Source organism: Pseudomonas sp. ChxA (genome assembly GCF_030263855.1).
GTDB lineage: Bacteria > Pseudomonadota > Gammaproteobacteria > Pseudomonadales > Pseudomonadaceae > Aquipseudomonas > Aquipseudomonas fluorescens_CB.
In genome coordinates this window covers 1-17866 of the sequence record NZ_JARPMK010000002.1, presented here as the reverse complement: position 1 = coordinate 17866, position 17866 = coordinate 1, and the positions used below count along the sequence as shown (strand labels likewise).

Annotated in this window: 15 protein-coding genes; 6 read left to right on the top strand and 9 right to left on the bottom strand. The window is 59.5% G+C overall.

Going from position 1 to position 17866, the window contains the following annotated elements; translation table 11 throughout:
• Nucleotides 1-238: 238 nt before the first annotated feature.
• A complete protein-coding gene (locus tag P5706_RS25755; RefSeq protein WP_285682881.1) occupies nt 239-559 on the top strand; it encodes a DUF2288 domain-containing protein in 321 nt (106 codons plus the stop codon).
• 274 nt (nt 560-833) lie between these two features.
• Here P5706_RS25755 and P5706_RS25750 read toward each other — a convergent pair whose 3' ends face one another.
• From P5706_RS25750 to P5706_RS25740, 3 genes are all read right to left on the bottom strand, one after another.
• Nucleotides 834-3011: a hypothetical protein gene (locus P5706_RS25750; protein ID WP_285682879.1), complete on the bottom strand. Its 2178-nt coding sequence runs from the start codon at nt 3009-3011 to the stop codon at nt 834-836.
• Between the two features lie 203 nt (nt 3012-3214).
• Nucleotides 3215-5479: a putative bifunctional diguanylate cyclase/phosphodiesterase gene (locus P5706_RS25745; protein ID WP_200433459.1), complete on the bottom strand. Its 2265-nt coding sequence runs from the start codon at nt 5477-5479 to the stop codon at nt 3215-3217.
• Nucleotides 5480-5617: 138 nt separating this feature from the next.
• The gene (locus P5706_RS25740) at nt 5618-5983 is read right to left on the bottom strand and encodes a YkgJ family cysteine cluster protein (RefSeq protein ID WP_200433460.1); all 366 of its coding nucleotides are present in this window, start codon (nt 5981-5983) and stop codon (nt 5618-5620) included.
• 251 nt (nt 5984-6234) lie between these two features.
• Here P5706_RS25740 and P5706_RS25735 point away from each other — a divergent pair, with 251 nt between their 5' ends.
• Nucleotides 6235-7581 carry a spinster family MFS transporter gene (locus P5706_RS25735; RefSeq protein ID WP_200433461.1) on the top strand — a complete coding sequence of 449 codons (1347 nt, stop codon included), beginning with the start codon at nt 6235-6237 and terminating at the stop codon, nt 7579-7581.
• Nucleotides 7582-7773: 192 nt separating this feature from the next.
• Here the strand turns inward: P5706_RS25735 and rapA are convergent, their stop codons facing one another.
• Nucleotides 7774-10620: an RNA polymerase-associated protein RapA gene (gene rapA / locus P5706_RS25730; protein ID WP_285682876.1), complete on the bottom strand. Its 2847-nt coding sequence runs from the start codon at nt 10618-10620 to the stop codon at nt 7774-7776.
• A gap of 217 nt (nt 10621-10837) precedes the next feature.
• Here rapA and P5706_RS25725 point away from each other — a divergent pair, with 217 nt between their 5' ends.
• The gene (locus P5706_RS25725; protein WP_200433463.1) at nt 10838-11179 is read left to right on the top strand and encodes an aspartate-semialdehyde dehydrogenase; all 342 of its coding nucleotides are present in this window, start codon (nt 10838-10840) and stop codon (nt 11177-11179) included.
• On the opposite strand, the gene P5706_RS25720 is transcribed toward P5706_RS25725, so the two are convergent.
• From P5706_RS25720 to P5706_RS25710, 3 genes are all read right to left on the bottom strand, one after another.
• Nucleotides 11176-12357 carry an aminotransferase class V-fold PLP-dependent enzyme gene (locus P5706_RS25720; protein ID WP_285682873.1) on the bottom strand — a complete coding sequence of 394 codons (1182 nt, stop codon included), beginning with the start codon at nt 12355-12357 and terminating at the stop codon, nt 11176-11178. The genes P5706_RS25725 and P5706_RS25720 overlap by 4 nt on opposite strands.
• Nucleotides 12354-12824 carry a RidA family protein gene (locus P5706_RS25715; protein ID WP_200433465.1) on the bottom strand — a complete coding sequence of 157 codons (471 nt, stop codon included), beginning with the start codon at nt 12822-12824 and terminating at the stop codon, nt 12354-12356. The genes P5706_RS25720 and P5706_RS25715 overlap by 4 nt, the downstream gene beginning before the upstream one ends.
• A 90-nt stretch (nt 12825-12914) precedes the next feature.
• Entirely contained in the window at nt 12915-13787 is an 873-nt protein-coding gene (locus tag P5706_RS25710) for a LysR substrate-binding domain-containing protein (protein WP_200433466.1), read from the bottom strand.
• A 132-nt stretch (nt 13788-13919) separates the two neighbouring features.
• On the opposite strand from P5706_RS25710, the gene P5706_RS25705 reads away from it, so the two are divergent.
• On the top strand, nt 13920-14081 hold the full coding sequence (locus tag P5706_RS25705; protein ID WP_164484814.1) for a hypothetical protein: 162 nt from the start codon (nt 13920-13922) through the stop codon (nt 14079-14081).
• A gap of 143 nt (nt 14082-14224) precedes the next feature.
• A complete protein-coding gene (gene ccoM, locus P5706_RS25700) occupies nt 14225-14341 on the top strand; it encodes a cytochrome c oxidase subunit CcoM (protein ID WP_017137226.1) in 117 nt (38 codons plus the stop codon).
• 254 nt (nt 14342-14595) lie between these two features.
• Here the strand turns inward: ccoM and P5706_RS25695 are convergent, their stop codons facing one another.
• A complete protein-coding gene (locus P5706_RS25695) occupies nt 14596-16071 on the bottom strand; it encodes an inorganic phosphate transporter (RefSeq protein WP_138816395.1) in 1476 nt (491 codons plus the stop codon).
• 334 nt (nt 16072-16405) lie between these two features.
• A complete protein-coding gene (locus tag P5706_RS25690) occupies nt 16406-16606 on the bottom strand; it encodes a hypothetical protein (protein ID WP_003189295.1) in 201 nt (66 codons plus the stop codon).
• Between the two features lie 505 nt (nt 16607-17111).
• On the opposite strand from P5706_RS25690, the gene pcaR reads away from it, so the two are divergent.
• The coding region (gene pcaR, locus P5706_RS25685; protein ID WP_285682868.1) for a pca regulon transcriptional regulator PcaR at nt 17112-17866 on the top strand (755 nt) is incomplete at its 3' end.

Genomic DNA, 17866 nt, shown 5'->3' with positions numbered 1-17866 from the left:
CTGTACCGGTACAGTGTAGAGCGCCGGTTCATCGCTTGAAAAGCTGGCTGCTGGGGGCAAACCTTGGGTATGTCGCTTTAATGAAAGAAAAAGACAGAATTGCGGCGGGCTGATGCCAGAGTTTCAGGCAATCCTTGGCTTTCCTGACACTTTCGTTCGGTGCCTCATTTGCAACTGGGTTTTTCTGCCTGACGCCTGACGCTATGATTGCGCCGATTTTTTATTCAGGTGAATTCCCATGACGCAAGAACCTAGCACCCTCTATGCCAAGCTGCTCGGTGAAACCGCCGAAATTTCCTGGAAGGAGCTTGAACCGTTCTTTGCCAAGGGTGCCCTATTGTGGGTCGACGCCGGCCTGGATTTGATCGAAGCGGCCGAAGGAATGGCCACGGATAACCGCGACAAAGTCGCTGGGTGGCTGGCCGCAGGGAGCCTTGGCGAAGTGTCTGCGACGCGGGCATTGGACCTGGTTGAGCGCGATCCAAGCCTGTGGGCGGTGGTGGTTTCGCCGTGGATTCTGATCCAGGAACGGGCAGCGCAAGAAAGGCCTGCGCTATAAAGGTGCGTATTTTTTCGTCGGGCAAGTGTGTAGCGGAGTAACCGCTGGCGCCGTGATGGCATCTTGCCGTAGAGAAAGGTCACAGGTGACGGTGACGTAAGCGTCACGGGAACAGTTTTAAAGCGGGCGGAACATCGGGGGAATTGTTTCCGGGTGTGGCAAAGCCCCGGATTTTTGTCGTTATGCCAGCCTTCATCGCAGGCAAGCCAGCTCCCACATTTGAAATGCATTCCAAGTGTGGGAGCTGGCTTGCCTGCGATGAAGGCGACTCGGTCTAGGCGGTCTTGCCGGTATGGTTATTCAACGAAATTACCTTGGTCTTGCCGATCCGGTGGCGGTAAATCTCGCGCAAGTACTTGATCGCCTTCTTCACGCAATCCCGTGACAGGCGAATATCGTTGATCGACACAAACTTGTCCTTGTCGTTGATCAATTCGCGGTACTTCTTCTCATACATCGGCTTGATCGCGTACCAGTTGGTATCGAGAATCTTCGCCGGGTTTTCAAACTCATTGAGCAGCTCATCGATGCGGTTTTCATCGAAGTCCTCATGGATGATGAAGTCCAGTATCGAGTTGTCCAGTGTCTCGTCAAACCGGTACGGGTTACGCGCAAAGCAGCGCTTGATAAACGCCACGATCAAGGTCAAAAAATCATCCGACAGGCACGGGCTCTTGGCGATCAGTGTGGTCAGCGACAAGTTGGCCGAGGCGCCGATGACCAGCGCATAACGCTTGAGCGTGGTATTGGGAAACAGGCTGTTGAGGTGGGTCTTGAGCCGGTTGAGGTCCATGTAGGACAGCTTGTAATCCTTGGGCAACGACACAATCGAGACCACCGACGAGCAGTTCTTGAAAAAGTGCAGGTCATGCAGCGCCGCCGCGTCATAGCCGGAGTTCTTGTATTGCTCCAGGGACGCCTTGTAACGCTTGGACTCGATCGGCAACAGGCTGATGCCTTCGATGGCCTGGGTGACCTTATTGAAGTGCGGCAGGTCGATGGAGCGGAAAAACAGGTCGTCGATATTCAGGCGCTGCGGCTCTTTATCGAACACCTTGAACTTGTCGCCCGAGGGCGCCGGGGTTTCTGGCACCACCGATTCGGCGTAGGCAATTGCCACCGGCCCGGCCAGGCTCATGAACAGGTCGTTGGCGTCCAGGCGGATGGTTTCGCCGATATCGATGCCGGCGCGCCGGAAGTAGTTCTGGTCGTAATCGGTGGTCACCGCCTGGGCGGTGAGGATGTTGAAGATCTGTTGGGAGATGTACTGGTTGGCGTGTTTTTCCATGGCATTGACGTCAATGTTCTGGATATTGCCGTCATCGCTCTCTTCGGCATAACGCATGATGTCGTTGGAGATCAGCATCATCGCGTTCCACGGCCGAATACGGCCTTTTACACTGGCTTCGCTGCTGTCTTCGTTGTCGAAGTTGTATGAAAAATCCCACTCTTCCGACAGGTATTTGCACAGCAACCGTCCGGCGTTGATGTGCAGCGCCTCGGACATTTCGCTGCGGTGGTCAGAGATATTCGGCAGCACGCAAATGCCGCTGGTGAAGATTGGCTCGAACACAAAGGCATGGCCGCTTTTGCTGTCGTGCTCGTCGGCGGGCTTGGTGTCGAAGGTCTTGTTCATGTACGAATGTTGCTGGGCCAGGCCGAACTCCGAGGCCATGCCCGAACCCGTACCGCCGCCGGCGCTGAAGATCGAAAAATACAGGCGCGACTGGTTGGCCTTGATACCGCAGGAATCGATCAGGTACGAGTGAATCATCTTCCAGTCGGGGCTGGAAAAACGCTGGGTGTCTTTGTTGAGGATGATCTTGGCCAAGTACTGGCCGAGGATCGGCGCGTTACCAGCGCCACCTGCGTGGACCTCCGAGAGATCCATGATCTTCATCTTGCTGTAGTCGCGCAGGAAGCCGCTTTTTTCACCCTTGCGCGAGAAGCGGATGCGCCCGGCAATGTCCTTGTCCAGGTCGCCCAGCATCACCAACGGTTCCACCAGGAACACCGGCTTGGTGGCCTTGCCGCCGCCCAGGCGCAGGTTGTTGCGGATCCATTGGGCGGGGCTGTAGCCCTTGTCTGTCGATTTATCTTCGGTGCTGAATTCATTGAGGTAGAACTTGCGCGCGTTGTACACCAACTCCGCCACGTCCAGCGCGATGTTCGAACCGCAGCGGCCCAGGCCGATCAGGCACACCGAGGGGAATTCCTGCTCGCTGCGCGTTTCAGCGTCGCCTTCGGATTGGGGCGGGCGCGGGAACACCATGTCGCGCAGGCCGTCGAGGTTATCGAGGATGCGGTCGGTATTGGTTTCGGTGAAGTACAGGTATTGCTGGGTAGACAGCGGTCGGGCGCTGCTCAATGACTTGGTGCTTGAGGGTTTCTCGGCAGGAGCGGTCGGCAATACGTCGCTAATCTCGGAGACAGCATTATTTTTGGAAGTCATTGGGCGCCATGTACCTGGACGGACGGCCCAAAAAATCCAGGCGCCATCACTGAATGAGAGTTCGCGACTTTACAGTGCGTCTGAGTCCGGGACGCGCGGGTTTAACCTTTGGTTTTCAAAGGGAATCGGCGCCGGACTCTGATGAATCGGCCGTTCGTCGGCGTTCTTTAGGCGGATGATGGCTAAATGCCAAAATTTCGGCGTCAGCGAATTGGCCTGACAATGGACGGCGGCCCGATACGGCCTGCGGCTGTATCTTTAGGCGTGAGGGCGTCTTTATTGCCCTCGACGCTGAACGGGTAGAGCGGGTTACGCATCTGGATGCCCTGGATCACACCCACCACATCGCTCAATGGCACCGCCGGGCTCAGCAGGTACCCCTGTATATAGTCGCAGCCGTGCTTGAGCAGCAGTTCAAATTGCGCCTGGGTTTCCACACCTTCGGTGACCACCTGCAAATGCAGGGTGTGGGCCATGCCGATGATCGCCTGCACGATCTCGACATCGGCGGTGGACTTGGGGATGTCCTGGATAAACGACCGGTCGATCTTCAGGGTATTGAGCGGCAGGCGCTTGAGGTAGGCGAGGGATGAATACCCGGTGCCGAAATCATCAATGGCCAGCGAAACGCCCAAGGCGCGGATCTGGCGCAACAGCGCCAGGGTGCTGCTGATATTGCCCATCAGCGCGTTTTCAGTGACTTCCAGTTCCAGGCGGCTGGCGGTGATCCCGGCAAAACGCAGGGCGGCCTCGATCTCATCGGCCAGTTCGTCACGGGCCAGGTTCAAGGCCGAGCAGTTCACGGCCATGGTCAGCTCGGTGTAACCGCGATCAGACAACAGGCTCAAATCGTGACAGGCCTGACGCAATACCCAGTGGTCGAGTTCGGCAATCAATCCGTTGTTTTCGGCGATACCGATAAACCGGTCCGGCGCCAACAACCCATGTTGTGGATGCTGCCAGCGCACCAGCGCCTCCAAGCGGGTAACCTTGCCCAGTTTCATGTCGAAGATCGGTTGGTAGAACAGCACCAATTCGTTGCGGCCGCGCAGCGCGGCGCGCAACTCCTCTTCCAGTTGCAGCTCAAGGAAGGCGCGGGTTTTAAGGTTGGAGCTGAAGAAGTTCAGGCTGTTGCGCCCCGCGTCCTTGGACTGGTACAGCGCCAGGTCAGCGGTTTTAAGCAACTCTTCGCAGGTTAGCCCGTCATCGGGGAACAGGCTGATGCCAATGCTGGTGGTCATCACCATGCGCCGCCCGGCCAGTTCGATCGGCTCTTTCATTTTTTGCATGATGCGCTGGGCCAGGTGCCGCGCTTCGTCGCGATGGTGAATGTTGATCAGGATGCAGAACTCATCGCCGCCAAACCGCGCGACCACATCTTCATGGCTGCGTACCGAGCCCTTGATATGTCCGGCCAGCACGGTGAGCAGTTGGTCGCCGGCATCGTGGCCGAGGCTGTCATTGATGCGCTTGAAGTGGTCGATATCGAGGAAGATCACCGCCATCATGCCGTTACTGGCGGTTTTTTCGGCGACTTTTTCTGCAAAGATCTGATTGAAGCCACGACGGTTGAGCAGGCTGGTCAGCGCATCGAAGTGCGCCACTTGTTGCAGTGAGGCGCGGGCTTGGTCCAGCTCACTGAGCAAGGCATTGACCCGGCGCAGGTCGCGCTCCTTGTGCTGCAGTTTTTTGTCGGCGAGGGCAGCGCTGACGCTGCTGCCGATCACCAGCAAGGTGATCACGGCCACCGACAGGCCCAGTTGAATCGGGTTGTTATCCAGGGGTAATGCGAGGTCAGCGCCGGCCGGCACCAGCATTTGCATGGCGGCCATGCCGGTGAAGTGCATGCTCAGGATGCCGGCGCCCAGCACCAGGCTGGCGGCGTATTTGAGCAACTGATGAAACACGCCGGAGCCGGTGCGCAGGTAGCTCGACAGCAACAGCGCGGCCAGGCTGGCGCCGATGGCAATCGCCACCGAGGCCAGGAACAAGTCGGTTGCGAAGTACACATCGGCCTGGGAGCGCATGGCCGACATGCCGACGTAATGCATCAACGCGATACCCAGGCCCATCCATACCGATGCCAGCAGGTATTGATGGAAGCGCAGGTGGGTATGACTGAGGGTTTGCATGGCGAACAGCGAAGCGATCAAGGCGATCACCAGCGAGGCGAACGTCATGATCAATTCATAATGAATGGCGATAGGCGCCTGGAAGGCCAGCATGCTGATGAAGTGGGTCGACCAGATGCCACCCGCCAGGCAACCCGCTCCCAGCCAGCGCCAATGCCGGCGGGCGGTAGGGTCTTCGACATGGCCGACGCGCTCAGCCATGTCCAGCGTGCCGAAGCCGGCTGCGCAAGCAACCAGATACGCCAGTAGCACCAGGAACGGGTTATGACTGCAATTGAGTAATAAATGCCCGTTCTCTGGCAGGTCGGTAAAAAAATGCAGACCCAGCCATTCCATAGCAAGCCCCGTCATAGCGTCACGTCACAGCCTACGGCGATGACCTATGAAGTCGAGTATAGAAGCCTCGCGGGATTTGCCAGGGATAATGGCACTTTGCTCTCAACCATTTTGGCATGCCCGCCATAGCGTTTGATGCTAAGCGCTGATCGGCAGCTCCAGTTCAAAAGGTGCCTCTAGCGGCGGCAGGCCAAAGGCGGCGCGTGCGGTATCGCAATCGACGTTGTGTTCGCCCTGGCTCCACGACGCGTCGAACTCCCGGCAGGGGCTCGAGCGTTGTTCATAGATGGTGCAACGGGTGCCCTTGCCGACCTCACCCTCAAGGCTGCAACACCTGGCGGGTTTCTGGTCAGTACCAATCATCGCCACGCGTGTGGGGTTGATCTGCACCACCAAGTCATCGGGCACCGTGCCGCCCGATGAGGCGCACTCGCCCCAGAAGAAAGACACACGAAAGTGTGAACAGCAGGCACCGCAACTCAGACACGGACTGGCTTCGGACATGGGCGTCATCGATAAGAAAAGTAGGATGTGGGTGTTACGGAAGGCTCGCCATTCTATCCGTGCCATGGCGGTTGGGAAGGGGGGCGAGAACTTATATTTTCGTAGGGAAAGTCCCGTGGTTGCGGGTGAAATCATGCCCTATCAGCTTTACGAATCATTACAGACAAGTGTGCCTGGCCTGATTATGTTGCAGGTACCGGGCAGGATGCATCGGGCATCGCAGCTCTCATAACAATAAAAGAGACGGACCCATGCAGAACTCGACCCAAGCGGCGAATGCCTGGCGCATTCTGTTCCTGCTGTTCCTCGCCAACCTGTTCAATTTTTTCGACCGCACCATTCCCGCCATCATCATCGAGCCAATCCGCATGGAATGGCACTTGAGCGACTTCCAGCTCGGCATCATCGGCACCGCCTTCACCATCGTCTACGCCATCGCCGGCCTGCCGCTCGGGCGCTTGGCCGATACCGGTTCACGTAGCAAGCTGATGGGTTGGGGCCTGTTTGCCTGGAGCGGGCTGACGGCGGTTAACGGCATGGTCGGCAGCTTCTGGACCTTTCTGCTGGTGCGCATGGGCATCGGCATCGGTGAAGCCAGCTATGCGCCGGCGGCCAATTCGCTGATCGGCGACCTGTTTCCCGCGCACCGCCGCGCCCGCGCCATGGGCATTTTCATGCTGGGCCTGCCGTTGGGCCTGCTGCTGGCGTTCTTCACCATTGGCGCGATGGTCAAGGCGTTCGACAGCTGGCGCGCACCGTTCTTTATCGCCGCCGTGCCGGGGCTGATCCTCGCGATCTTCATGTTCTATATCAAGGAACCCAAGCGCGGCGCGGCGGAAACCGTGCAGGTCTCCCAGGAGCGTGTAGACCGCCCGATTCGTCGTGTCCTGGCGGTGCCGACCTTTCTGTGGCTGGTGCTGGCCGGGTTGTGCTTTAACTTCGCCACCTATGCGTGCAACTCATTCCTGGTGCCGATGTTGCAGCGTTATTTCCTGATGCCGTTGCAGGACGCCGCGGTGGCCACCGGCGTGATCGTCGGCATCACCGGGCTGGTGGGCCTGACCCTGGGCGGCTGGATTGCCGACAAGATCCATCAGCGGATCGCCAACGGCCGGCTGCTGTTTGCTGCATGCAGTTTGATTATCTCGACCATCACCACTGCCTGGGCCTTGCATGCGGGGCGCATTGAGATTGGCGTGTTTGTGGCGCTGTTCAGTGTGGGCTGGTTGTTCGCCTATAACTTCTACACCTGCGTGTACACGGCCATTCAAGACGTGGTTGAGCCGCGCTTGCGCGCCACGGCGATGGCGCTGTTTTTTGCCGGCTTGTACTTGCTCGGCGGTGGCATGGGGCCGGTGGTGGTGGGCGGCCTGTCCGACCATTTTGCCCATTCGGCGATGTACGCCGATGGGGCTGCGCAGATGACCGAGGCGTATAAAGCGGTGGGGTTGCACGACGCGATGTACCTGATTCCGGTGGCGCTGTTTTTGACCATGCTGTTTCTGTTCCAGGCCTCGCGCAGTTTTGTGCGCGATGCCAAGAAGATGAAGGATGGGTTGGGGGCGGTAGAGGTGCCTGCTGCTGCCGCTGTAGCTTGATCGTGGTGACGCCAAGCTCCCACGGGTGATCGTTCCCACGCTCCGCGTGGGAATGCATCCTGTGACGCTCTGCGTCATGCTTTGGAACGCGGAGCGTCTGTGGCTGCATTCCCACGCAGAGCGTGGGAACGATCAGCGTGGGAACGATCAAAGGCCCGCATTGCGCGGGCCTTTTTTTAACTCAAATGCCGATCAACCCGCCACCAACACCCGAATCGCTTCCAACCGCAGCGCCGCCTTGTCGAGCATGGCCAGGCCTTGCTCGCGCTGGTTGCGCAGGGCCACCAGCTCGCTGTCGCGCACGGTCGGGTTGACCGCTTGCAACGCGGTCAGGCGCGCCAGTTCTTCGTCGGTGTCGGCTGCCAGACGGCGTTTGGCCTCGGCCACACGCTCGGCGTGACGCGGGGTGATCTTTTCTTCGCCAGCATTGATGCGCGGCGTGAGCTGATCGCGCTGGGCCTGCACGAACTTGTTGGCACTGGCGCGTGGCACGCTTTCCAGCTGGTCGTTCAACGTTTCAAACGACACACGACCGGACAGGTCATTGCCATTGGCATCCAGCAGGCAGCGCAGCGCTGCCGGCGGCAGGTAACGGCCCAGTTGCAGCGAGCGCGGTGCAACCACTTCGCTGACGTAGAGCAGTTCCAGCAACACGGTGCCCGGCTTGAGCGCCTTGTTCTTGATCAGCGCCACGGCGGTGTTGCCCATCGAGCCGGACAGCACCAGGTCCATGCCGCCTTGCACCATCGGGTGTTCCCAGGTGATGAACTGCATGTCTTCGCGCGACAGCGCCTGGTTACGGTCGTAGGTGATGGTCACACCTTCGTCGTCGCCCAAGGGGAAGCTGGCGTCGAGCATTTTTTCGCTGGGCTTGAGGATCAGTGCGTTTTCCGAATGGTCTTCGCTGTCGATACCGAAGGCGTCGAACAGGGTTTCCATGTAGATCGGCAGGGCGAACTGGTCGTCTTGCTCAAGAATGTCTTCCACCAGCGCATCGCCTTCACCCGCGCCGCCGGAGTTGAGCTCCAGCAAGCGGTCGCGACCAGTGTGCAGCTCCTGTTCCAGACGCTCGCGCTCGGCACGGGCTTCATCGATCAAGGCTTGCCACTCGCCGTCGTCGGCGTTTTCCAGCAGCGGCAGCAGGCGCGGGCCGAACTGATGCTGCAAGGCGTTGCCGGTCGGGCAGGTGTTGAGGAACGCGTTCAGCGCTTCGTGGTACCACTGGAACAGGCGCTCTTGCGGGCTGGTTTCCAGGTACGGCACGTGCAGTTCGATCACATGCTTCTGGCCGATTCGGTCCAGACGGCCGATCCGCTGTTCCAGCAGGTCGGGGTGGGACGGCAGGTCGAACAGCACCAAGTGGTGGGAGAACTGGAAGTTGCGGCCTTCACTGCCGATTTCCGAGCAGATCAGCACCTGGGCGCCGAACTCTTCGTCTGCGAAGTAGGCAGCGGCGCGGTCACGCTCGAGGATGTTCATGCCCTCGTGGAACACCGTGGCCGGGATGCCGGAGCGCACGCGCAGGGCGTCTTCCAGGTCCATGGCGGTTTCGGCGTGGGCGCAGATCACCAACACTTTGGTGCGCTTGAGCATTTTCAGCTGGTCGATCAGCCACTCGACCCGTGGGTCGAAGCGCCACCAGCGGTTTTCTTCTTCAACATCCGGCTGCGACTGGAAGCTGACTTCCGGGTACAGCTCGGCGTGTTCGCCCAGCGGCAGTTCGAGGTATTCGTCCGGGTTCGGCAGCGGGTAAGCGTGCAGCTTGCGCTCCGGGAAACCCTGCACGGCGGCGCGGGTGTTACGGAACAGCACGCGGCCGGTGCCGTGGCGGTCGAGCAGCTCACGCACCAGGCGTGCGCTGGCTTCGGTGTCGCCATCGTTGACGGCGCTCAGCAGTGCTTCACCTTCGTCGCCGAGGAAACCCTGGATGGTTTTGTGCGCTTTTGGCGACAGGCGGCCCTTGTCCAGCAACTCCTGCACGGCTTCGGCTACCGGGCGATAGTTCTCGCTTTCGGCGCGGAAGGCGTGCAGGTCGTGGAAGCGGTTCGGGTCCAACAGGCGCAGGCGCGCGAAGTGGCTGTCCTGGCCCAGTTGTTCCGGGGTGGCGGTGAGCAGCAACACGCCTGGGATCACTTCGGCCAGTTGCTCGACCAGCGCGTATTCCGGGCTGGCTTTTTCTTCATGCCACACCAAGTGGTGGGCTTCGTCGACTACCAGCAGGTCCCAGCCGGCGGCGAACAGCGCGTCCTGAGCCTTCTCGTCGTCCACCAGCCATTCCAGGGCTACCAACGCCAGCTGGGTGTCTTCGAATGGGTTGGTGGCATCGCTTTCGATAAAACGTTCTTCGTCGAACAGCGCAACCTGCAGGTTAAAACGGCGGCGCATCTCCACCAGCCACTGGTGTTGCAGGTTTTCCGGTACCAGGATCAGCACGCGGTTGGCGCGACCCGACAGCAGTTGGCGATGGATCACCAGGCCCGCTTCGATGGTCTTGCCCAGGCCCACTTCGTCGGCCAGCAATACCCGTGGCGCGATACGGTCAGCGACTTCGCGGGCGATGTGCAGTTGGTGAGCAATAGGTTGCGCACGCACGCCGCCCAGGCCCCATAGCGAGGATTGCAACTGACGGCTGGTGTGTTCCAGCGTGTGATAGCGCAGCGAGAACCAGGCCAGCGGGTCGATCTGCCCGGCGAACAGACGGTCGCTGGCCAGGCGGAACTGGATGAAGTTCGACAGTTGGGTTTCCGGCAGGGTGACCTGCTCGTTCTGCCCATTGAGGCCGTGGTAGACCAGCAGGCCATCGACGTCGTCGACTTCCTGTACGGTCATTTTCCAGCCTTCGAAATGGGTGATGCTGTCACCCGGCGAAAACCTCACACGAGTGAGGGGCGCATTCCGTAGCGCATACTGACGAGTGTCGCCAGTGGCCGGATAGAGCACGGTCAACAAGCGCCCGTCCTGTGCCAGAACGGTGCCTAACCCCAGCTCTGCTTCGCTGTCACTAATCCAGCGTTGCCCCGGTTGATACTGCTGCGCCATGCTGCCTGACTCCCGCCGTGAAAAAGCCGACTATTCTAACGGAACACGGCTTCCAGACCAAAAGGAATAGGTGCAGCTTCAAGCTTTAAGCTACAAGCGGCAAGAAAAAGGGCGATATGTTCGTCGGATAGATGACGATTGGTTCACAAGTTGGGGGCTTGACGCTCAAGTCGCCCCTCCCGCAGCCGACAGTCTGCTGAATAGGAGACTAAAAACCATGCTGCCACCCATACTGCCCCTGAGTGTTGTGCCGGTTACGTCACAGCTTGATCCGGTGCGCCAGAAGCCGGATATCCCGCCCGTGGTGCCCGTGCAGGCCGGTTCCAACGAAAGCACCATCGATCTGAAAAAGGGCGATGCCGAGCAGTCGACTTTTTTACTGCGCGAAGAACAACGTCGTCAGCAAGAACAGCACAAACGCCGGCGCGAAGCGGATGAAGACCCCGAGGCGCATCTGGCGATCCCCGGCGATGAACTCAACGCCGACAACACGGTGCCGGTGGCGCCGCTGATCGAAGACGCGCCGCGCCAGGGTTTGTGGGTGGACGTCGAGGTTTAATCGCGCAACTCGCGCAGCGCGGCGATCAGCAACTCGATGTCGTGCTCGGTGTTGAGCGGGCTGACAGACACCCGCGCAATGCTTGTAAGCCCCCGCGCCTGCATATCCAGAGGCGTGTAGGCCACACCATTGGCGCCGATGTTGATGCGCTTTAATCCCAGCCTGCGCTTGAGTTCAAACGCCTCCCAGCCGGCGAGGTTAAAGGCGATCAGTCCTGAGTGAAGCGTGCCCAGATCGTGCAGGGAAACGCCCGGAATCTGACGCAGCGCGTCGCGGATTTGTCCGCTGAGCTGCAAGACCCTTGCCCACGTCTGCTCCACGCCCAGTCGGTTAATTTCCTGCAGCGCATTGCCCAAGCCCGCCAATAAGGCGTAGGACACTTCACTGGTTTCAAAGCGGCGGGCATCGCTACGCAGGTCGAACCCTTCAGCAGTCCAGGGCGCCGAGAACACGTCGCGCTGGGCCGGGTTCAGGCGTTGCAGAAAGTCCGCTCGCACATATAGCAGCGCCGTGCCACGCGGCCCGCGCAGGTGTTTGCGCCCGGCTGACTTGAGTACGTCGCAGTGCAACGCCTGCACATCCACCGGCAACTGGCCGACGGCTTGGCCGGCGTCGATGAAGTAGGGGATTGCGTGGCGCCTGGCCACTCCGCCGATGGCCTGGGCAGGGTTGATCAGGCCGCCGTTGGCCGGCAGCCAGGTCAGGTCGATCAGCTTGACGTTGGCATCAATCATCGCCTCCAGCGCCAATGGGCACACTGCGCCGGTGGCATCGCAGGGAATGACCTCCACTCGGGCACCCGCTTGCACGGCCAACTGCATACTCGCCAAGTTGCCGCCCCATTCATGGCGCCCGACCAGGATGCGATCGCCCGGCTGCCACGGCCCCAGGGCCTGGAACGCCAGGCTCCAGGCGGTTGAGCCGCTGCTGGCGAAGGCAATCGAGGAGGCGGGCGCATTGAGCAATTGCGCGGCTGCGCGCCGGGCTTTTTCCACCAGGATCGCGCCATGTTCGCCGGCCTCCATCGGGCCATCGCGGGCTTCGCGTTGCAACTGGTCGATGATGGCGTCGAGGGTGGCTTGGCTCGGCAGCGAGGCGCCGGCATGGTTGAAGTGCACGAGGCCCGATTGGCAGCCGGGTGTATCGTCACGCAGATGCTGGACCTGCAGCGGGCTCACGACAGCAGCTCGAAAATTGCGTCCACCTCCACGGCGACGCCAGCGGGCAGGCTCGAAACGCCAACGGCGGTGCGCACGTGCCGGCCTTTGTCGCCCAGGGCATTGACCACCAGATTGGAGGCGCCGTTGGCAACCACGCTCTGGCGCGTGAAATCGCCGCTGCTGGCGATGAACACACCCAAGCGGAGAATGCGCACTACACGCGACAGGTCATCACCGACGGCAGCGCTTAACTGGCCGAGCAAGCCCAACGCCGCCAGCTCTGCTGCCTGGGCACCTTCTTCATCGCTGAGGGATTCGCCCAACCTGCCAATGTAGGCAGGTTTACCGTCGAGCATGGGAATTTGCCCGGAGATAAACAGCTGGTTCTGGCTGGTGACGTGGTTGATGTAATTGGCTGCGGGTTGGCTGGGAGTTGGCAGCGTCAGGCCAAGGGCTTGTACGCGTTGGCGGATGGAGTCGCTCATGTTGGAACCTCTGGAGTTAAGAGGTTTGAGCATGTTTGTTGTAGCAATGGGCGACAAACGCATAGATCTCACTCGACGTATCGAAATAGCTCATACGTCAGCGCAGGTGTCCTGCAACCATTGACTGAAGCATTCGACCGCTTGGCTCGCAGGGCCTTGAGGCACGATCAGCCAGTAACCGATTTCACTGTGATAGGGCGGCCAGTCAAAAGCTTCCACCAGGCTGCCGTCCTTGAGCTTGCGCTCTATCAGGCGGTGACGGCCCATGGCGATGCCTTGGCCAGCCACGGCGGCTTCGACCACGATGTTGTAATCGTGCAGCATCACGCGGGGGTGTTGGTCGAGGTTGACCTGATAGTGCGCCGACCAATCCGTCCACTCGAATGGACGGTGCGAGGTGGCCATCAACAACGCGCCATTATGCAACTGGCTGGCCTTGAAGGCCGGGCTGCACACCGGTGAGATGACTTCCGCCATCAAGCGCGTGGCCTGCACATCGGGCCAGTCGCCCTTGCCATAGCGGATGGCCAGGTCGACCTCGGCGGCAGCAACGTTTGCCAATTGAATCGCCGGCAGCAGCTCCACTTGGATATGCGGATAACGATTGAGAAACCCTGCCAGGCGCGGGGCCAGCCACAGCGTGGCGAAGGAGGCCAGCAGGCCCACCCGCAGTACCGTGGTCGTGGGGGCGGCTTTTTGCGCGCGGGTGGCGGCGGCGATCATGTCGAGCGCCGGGCGGATTTCGTCGTAGTAGTGTTGGCCGTCGGCGGTCAGATCAATCGCACGGGTGCGTCGGATAAACAGCGGTTTGCCAAGGTGTTCTTCAAGTTTATGGACCTGATGGCTCAAAGCGCTCTGGGTCACTGACAGCTCCTTTGCTGCCTTGATAAAACTCAAGTTGCGCGCCACGGCCTCGAAGGCACGCAGGGCCAGCAGGGGTGGAAGGTCCTTGTGCAGTGCCACCTGAGTGCGTCTCCGGGGTTGGGTGTGTGCGCCGATTTTGGGTGATGGCCTGCATTTTGTCGCCCGCTGATTTGCCGTCGGGCAGAGGAGGCCGCATTATTAGCCTATTCCCGCCACGACGTATGCCAAGCCATGAGTGATGACGACAAGCTGATTGACCTGAATGCCGAACGCGCCAAGCGTGTGCATGACCTGAATGACAAGCGCCTGAACGAAGTGCGCCAGGCATTTGAACAAGCGATGCCTTTAGGCAAAACCAAGAAGAAGTCGAAGAACAAACCGAAAAAACGTTGAAACAACCTGCATCCATTGATGCAGGTCAGTTATTGCCCTTCTTTACGCCCCGTTGCGGGCGACATTGATCCCCGTCAATTTTCCAATCCGCCTTCTCCATTAACTTAGCCCTATCGCAACAGGGCACGAGCAGGAGGCCGGTCATGTTTTTCGATAATGTGGTATTTGCCGGGGTGCTGACTGTCAGCCTCATGGTGCTGTTTTTTGTAGGGTTTGGGATTTTTATCTGGAAGGACGCTAATAAGCGTAAAGAACCGTAAGTTCTTCTGGGTTACATGAGCACGCAAGGCATTTTGGGCGACTTCGGTCGCCCTTTTTTTTGGGCTTTATTTAGTATGTGATCGTTCCCACGCTCCGCGTGGGAGTGCCGCCGAGGACGCTCTGCGTCCCGCGCCTGTAGTTGTGACGCTGAGCGTCACCCGATGCATTCCCACGCGGAGCGTGGGAACGATCTGGGGATAAAAAAAGGCGCGATCCTCATCAGGATCGCGCCTTCTTTTTCAGCCGCAGCCTATCAGCTACCCAACGCCTTGGACGCCAGCCAGAACAACCCGGCCGACAGGCCCACGGTTGCCGGCAAGGTCAACACCCAGGCCATCAGGATGGTCTTGACCGTGCCACCTTGCAGGCCACTTTTGTTGGCGACCATGGTGCCGGCCACACCGGACGACAATACGTGGGTAGTCGACACCGGAAGGCTGAAGATGTTGGCCAGGCCAATCATGCTCGCCGTGGTGATCTGCGCCGACATGCCTTGGGCATAGGTCATGCCCTGCTTGCCGATTTTCTCACCGATGGTCAGTACTACACGCTTCCAGCCCACCATGGTGCCCAGGCCCAGGGCCAGCGCGACGGCGAGGATCACCCAGAACGGGGCGTACTCGGTGGTGGCGGTCAAGTCTTTACGCAGCTTGTCCAGGTCGGACTTCTCACGCGCTTCCAGGCCCGGCAGCTTGCCGACTTTCTTCGCGGTGTCGTCCAGGCACAGCAGGTAGCGGCGCACTTCAATGCGGTGCTCGGCAGTCAGCGAGTGGTAGTCGGAAACGCCTTTCAGGGTTTCCATCAATGCATTGATAGTCGGCTCGGTCTGCTGCGGGTTGCACTGGAACTTGCCCGGCAGGTCGTCCTTCACGCTTTTGCCCAGTGCCAGGAACTCACCGAGGGTGGCGTTGTTGCGCTGGTAGAACTGGCTCAAATGCACGGTGGCATCGCGAGTACGTTCAATCTGGTAGGTGGTGCTGCCCAGGTCGAGTACGAACTGCGCCGGTACGATACCGATGAGCACCAGCATGATCAGGCCGATGCCTTTCTGGCCATCGTTGGAGCCGTGCACGAAGCTCACGGCCATGGCCGAGATCACCAGTACCAGACGGTTCCAGAACGGTGGGTGCTTCTTGTCGTCAAGCTTGCGGCGCTGGTCCGGGGTCTTGTGCATTTTCGACAGTGGGCGCCACCATTTCAGGCCGATCAGCACCAAGGCTGCGACCAGGAAACCGGCCATCGGCGAGAACACCAGGGAAGCACCGATATCGATGGCTTTCTGCCAGTTCACACCGTCAGCCAGGGGGATGTCGTTGATCAGGGCATTGGCCAGGCCGACACCGAGGATCGAACCGATCAAGGTATGGGAGCTGGAGGCCGGGATACCGAAGTACCAGGTGCCCAGGTTCCAGGTGATCGCCGCTGCCAATAAAGAGAAGACCATTGCCAGGCCATGGCCGGTGTTCACATTGATCAGCAACTCCACCGGCAGCAAGTGCACGATGGCGTAGGCGACGCCGACACCACCGAGCAACACGCCGAGGAAGTTGAACACCCCGGAGAAGAACACGGCCAGGTGCGGCGGCATGGCTTTGGTGTAGATGACTGTGGCCACCGCGTTAGCGGTGTCATGAAAGCCATTGATGAACTCGAAGGCGAGGACAAAGGCCAGGGCGAGCAACAGGCTCACTAGAACCCAAGCATCCAGTCCGCTGAATAAATCGATCATGAAGGTTTTCTGACCCGGTCGTAAGGGGGCGCGATTATGCCAGAAAACCTCAGTAATCGATGCATTAGCTGCTCATCGGTAACAATCTTCACTGAAAAAGCACCCGGCAAAGCGGTGCATCCCAGGGTTTTCGGGGCTTTGGCAAGTCTTTGATTTATAAAGTATGGGGCCGAAAAGACACGGATTTGTCATGCAAACGTCATGTCTGAAACATTTGTATGAAATTTCGCTGGCAGCAGTAGGGCGCTGACCAATGGTGAGTCAATGCGAGGTGCCCTCCGCCGGCGGTGAGCCGGCAGAGACAGCAAGACCCTGGAAGCTCAGAGTGAAGGGCTTATGGCTCTTCGGTTTTGAGTTCCTGTTCAATCTTTTGGATTTCCTGGGCAAATGCCTGATCCAGCAAGCTGGCGCGTTTGCGCCATGGTTTGCGCTCCGGCTCAGGTTGCGCGGCGTAGGTGGTGACTTCCCCGCCGTAAACGTCCTTGTAACGTTGTTCCTGGCGCTCAAGTTCCGCGCGCAGTTCGTCTTTCGTCACAGTGTTACCTAATTAAGTTGAGTGTATTGACTGTGCAGCGGCATGCCTGAAAGTCGTCCTCGGGTGGTTTAAAATTGAACGGTATAACCATTCAAGTTTGAAAAAGAGCCAAAGGCCAAATCTTATAAACAGGTATGTGTGACCGGTGATGCATGCAGCGCGCATCGCCTGGTGAGCTCCACTCCCGATGATAATGAAATCGGGCTGACCTCTGCACAAGCTGCATTATAGCGGCGCATTTGGATAAAACTATCAGCATTAAGTTAAAAAGCGTCAACTTCGTGTGAGACTTTTGTTACATGACGGTGTGAGTCATTCGCGCGTTCCGCGCGTTACTGTAGTGGTCCGCCCGGCTGTCGGGTTCCACTGGCAGAATTGCGATAATCGCATGGTCGTCCGATAATCGCCCAATGTTACGGGCGCCACCTTGTGCATCCCGGCCGGCGCGGCTTGTAATGGCGGCCAACCCTCCCAGCGGTTGAAAACAAGAGAAAGGACCCTTGAAATGAACGATCAATTGCGCAACTCCTTCGCATCAGTGGCGCCGCCGATCGTGGCTTCACCGGCCAAGCGTATCCAGGCGTTTACCGGTGATCCGGACTTCATGACCTCCCTGGCGCGCGGCCTGGCCGTGGTGCAGGCATTTCAGGAGCGCAAGCGCCACCTGACCATCGCCCAGATCAGCCATCGCACCGAAATCCCGCGTGCCGCGGTGCGCCGTTGCCTGCATACCTTGATCAAACTCGGTTATGCCACCACCGATGGGCGCACCTATTCACTGCTGCCCAAGGTTCTGACCCTGGGGCATGCCTATTTGTCCTCCACGCCATTGGCCGTATCGGCCCAGCCGTACCTGGACCGCATGAGCGAGCAATTGCACGAAGCCTGCAACATGGCGACCCTGGAAGGCGACGACATCCTTTATATCGCCCGCTCGGCCACCACCCAGCGCCTGATTTCGGTGGACCTGTCGGTGGGCGGGCGTTTGCCGGCGTATTGCACATCGATGGGACGCATCCTCCTGGCGGCGCTGGACGATGCCTCGCTCAAGGACTATCTCGACCACGCCGACCTGCAAACCAAGACCAGCCGCACCCTGACCACGCCCGAAGCCTTGTTCGAATGCCTGCAACAAGTGCGTCAACAAGGCTGGTGCATCGTCGACCAGGAGCTGGAACAGGGCCTGCGCTCCATCGCCGTGCCGGTGTACGACGCTTCCGGTCAGGTGTTGGCCGCGCTCAATGTCAGCACCCATGCTTT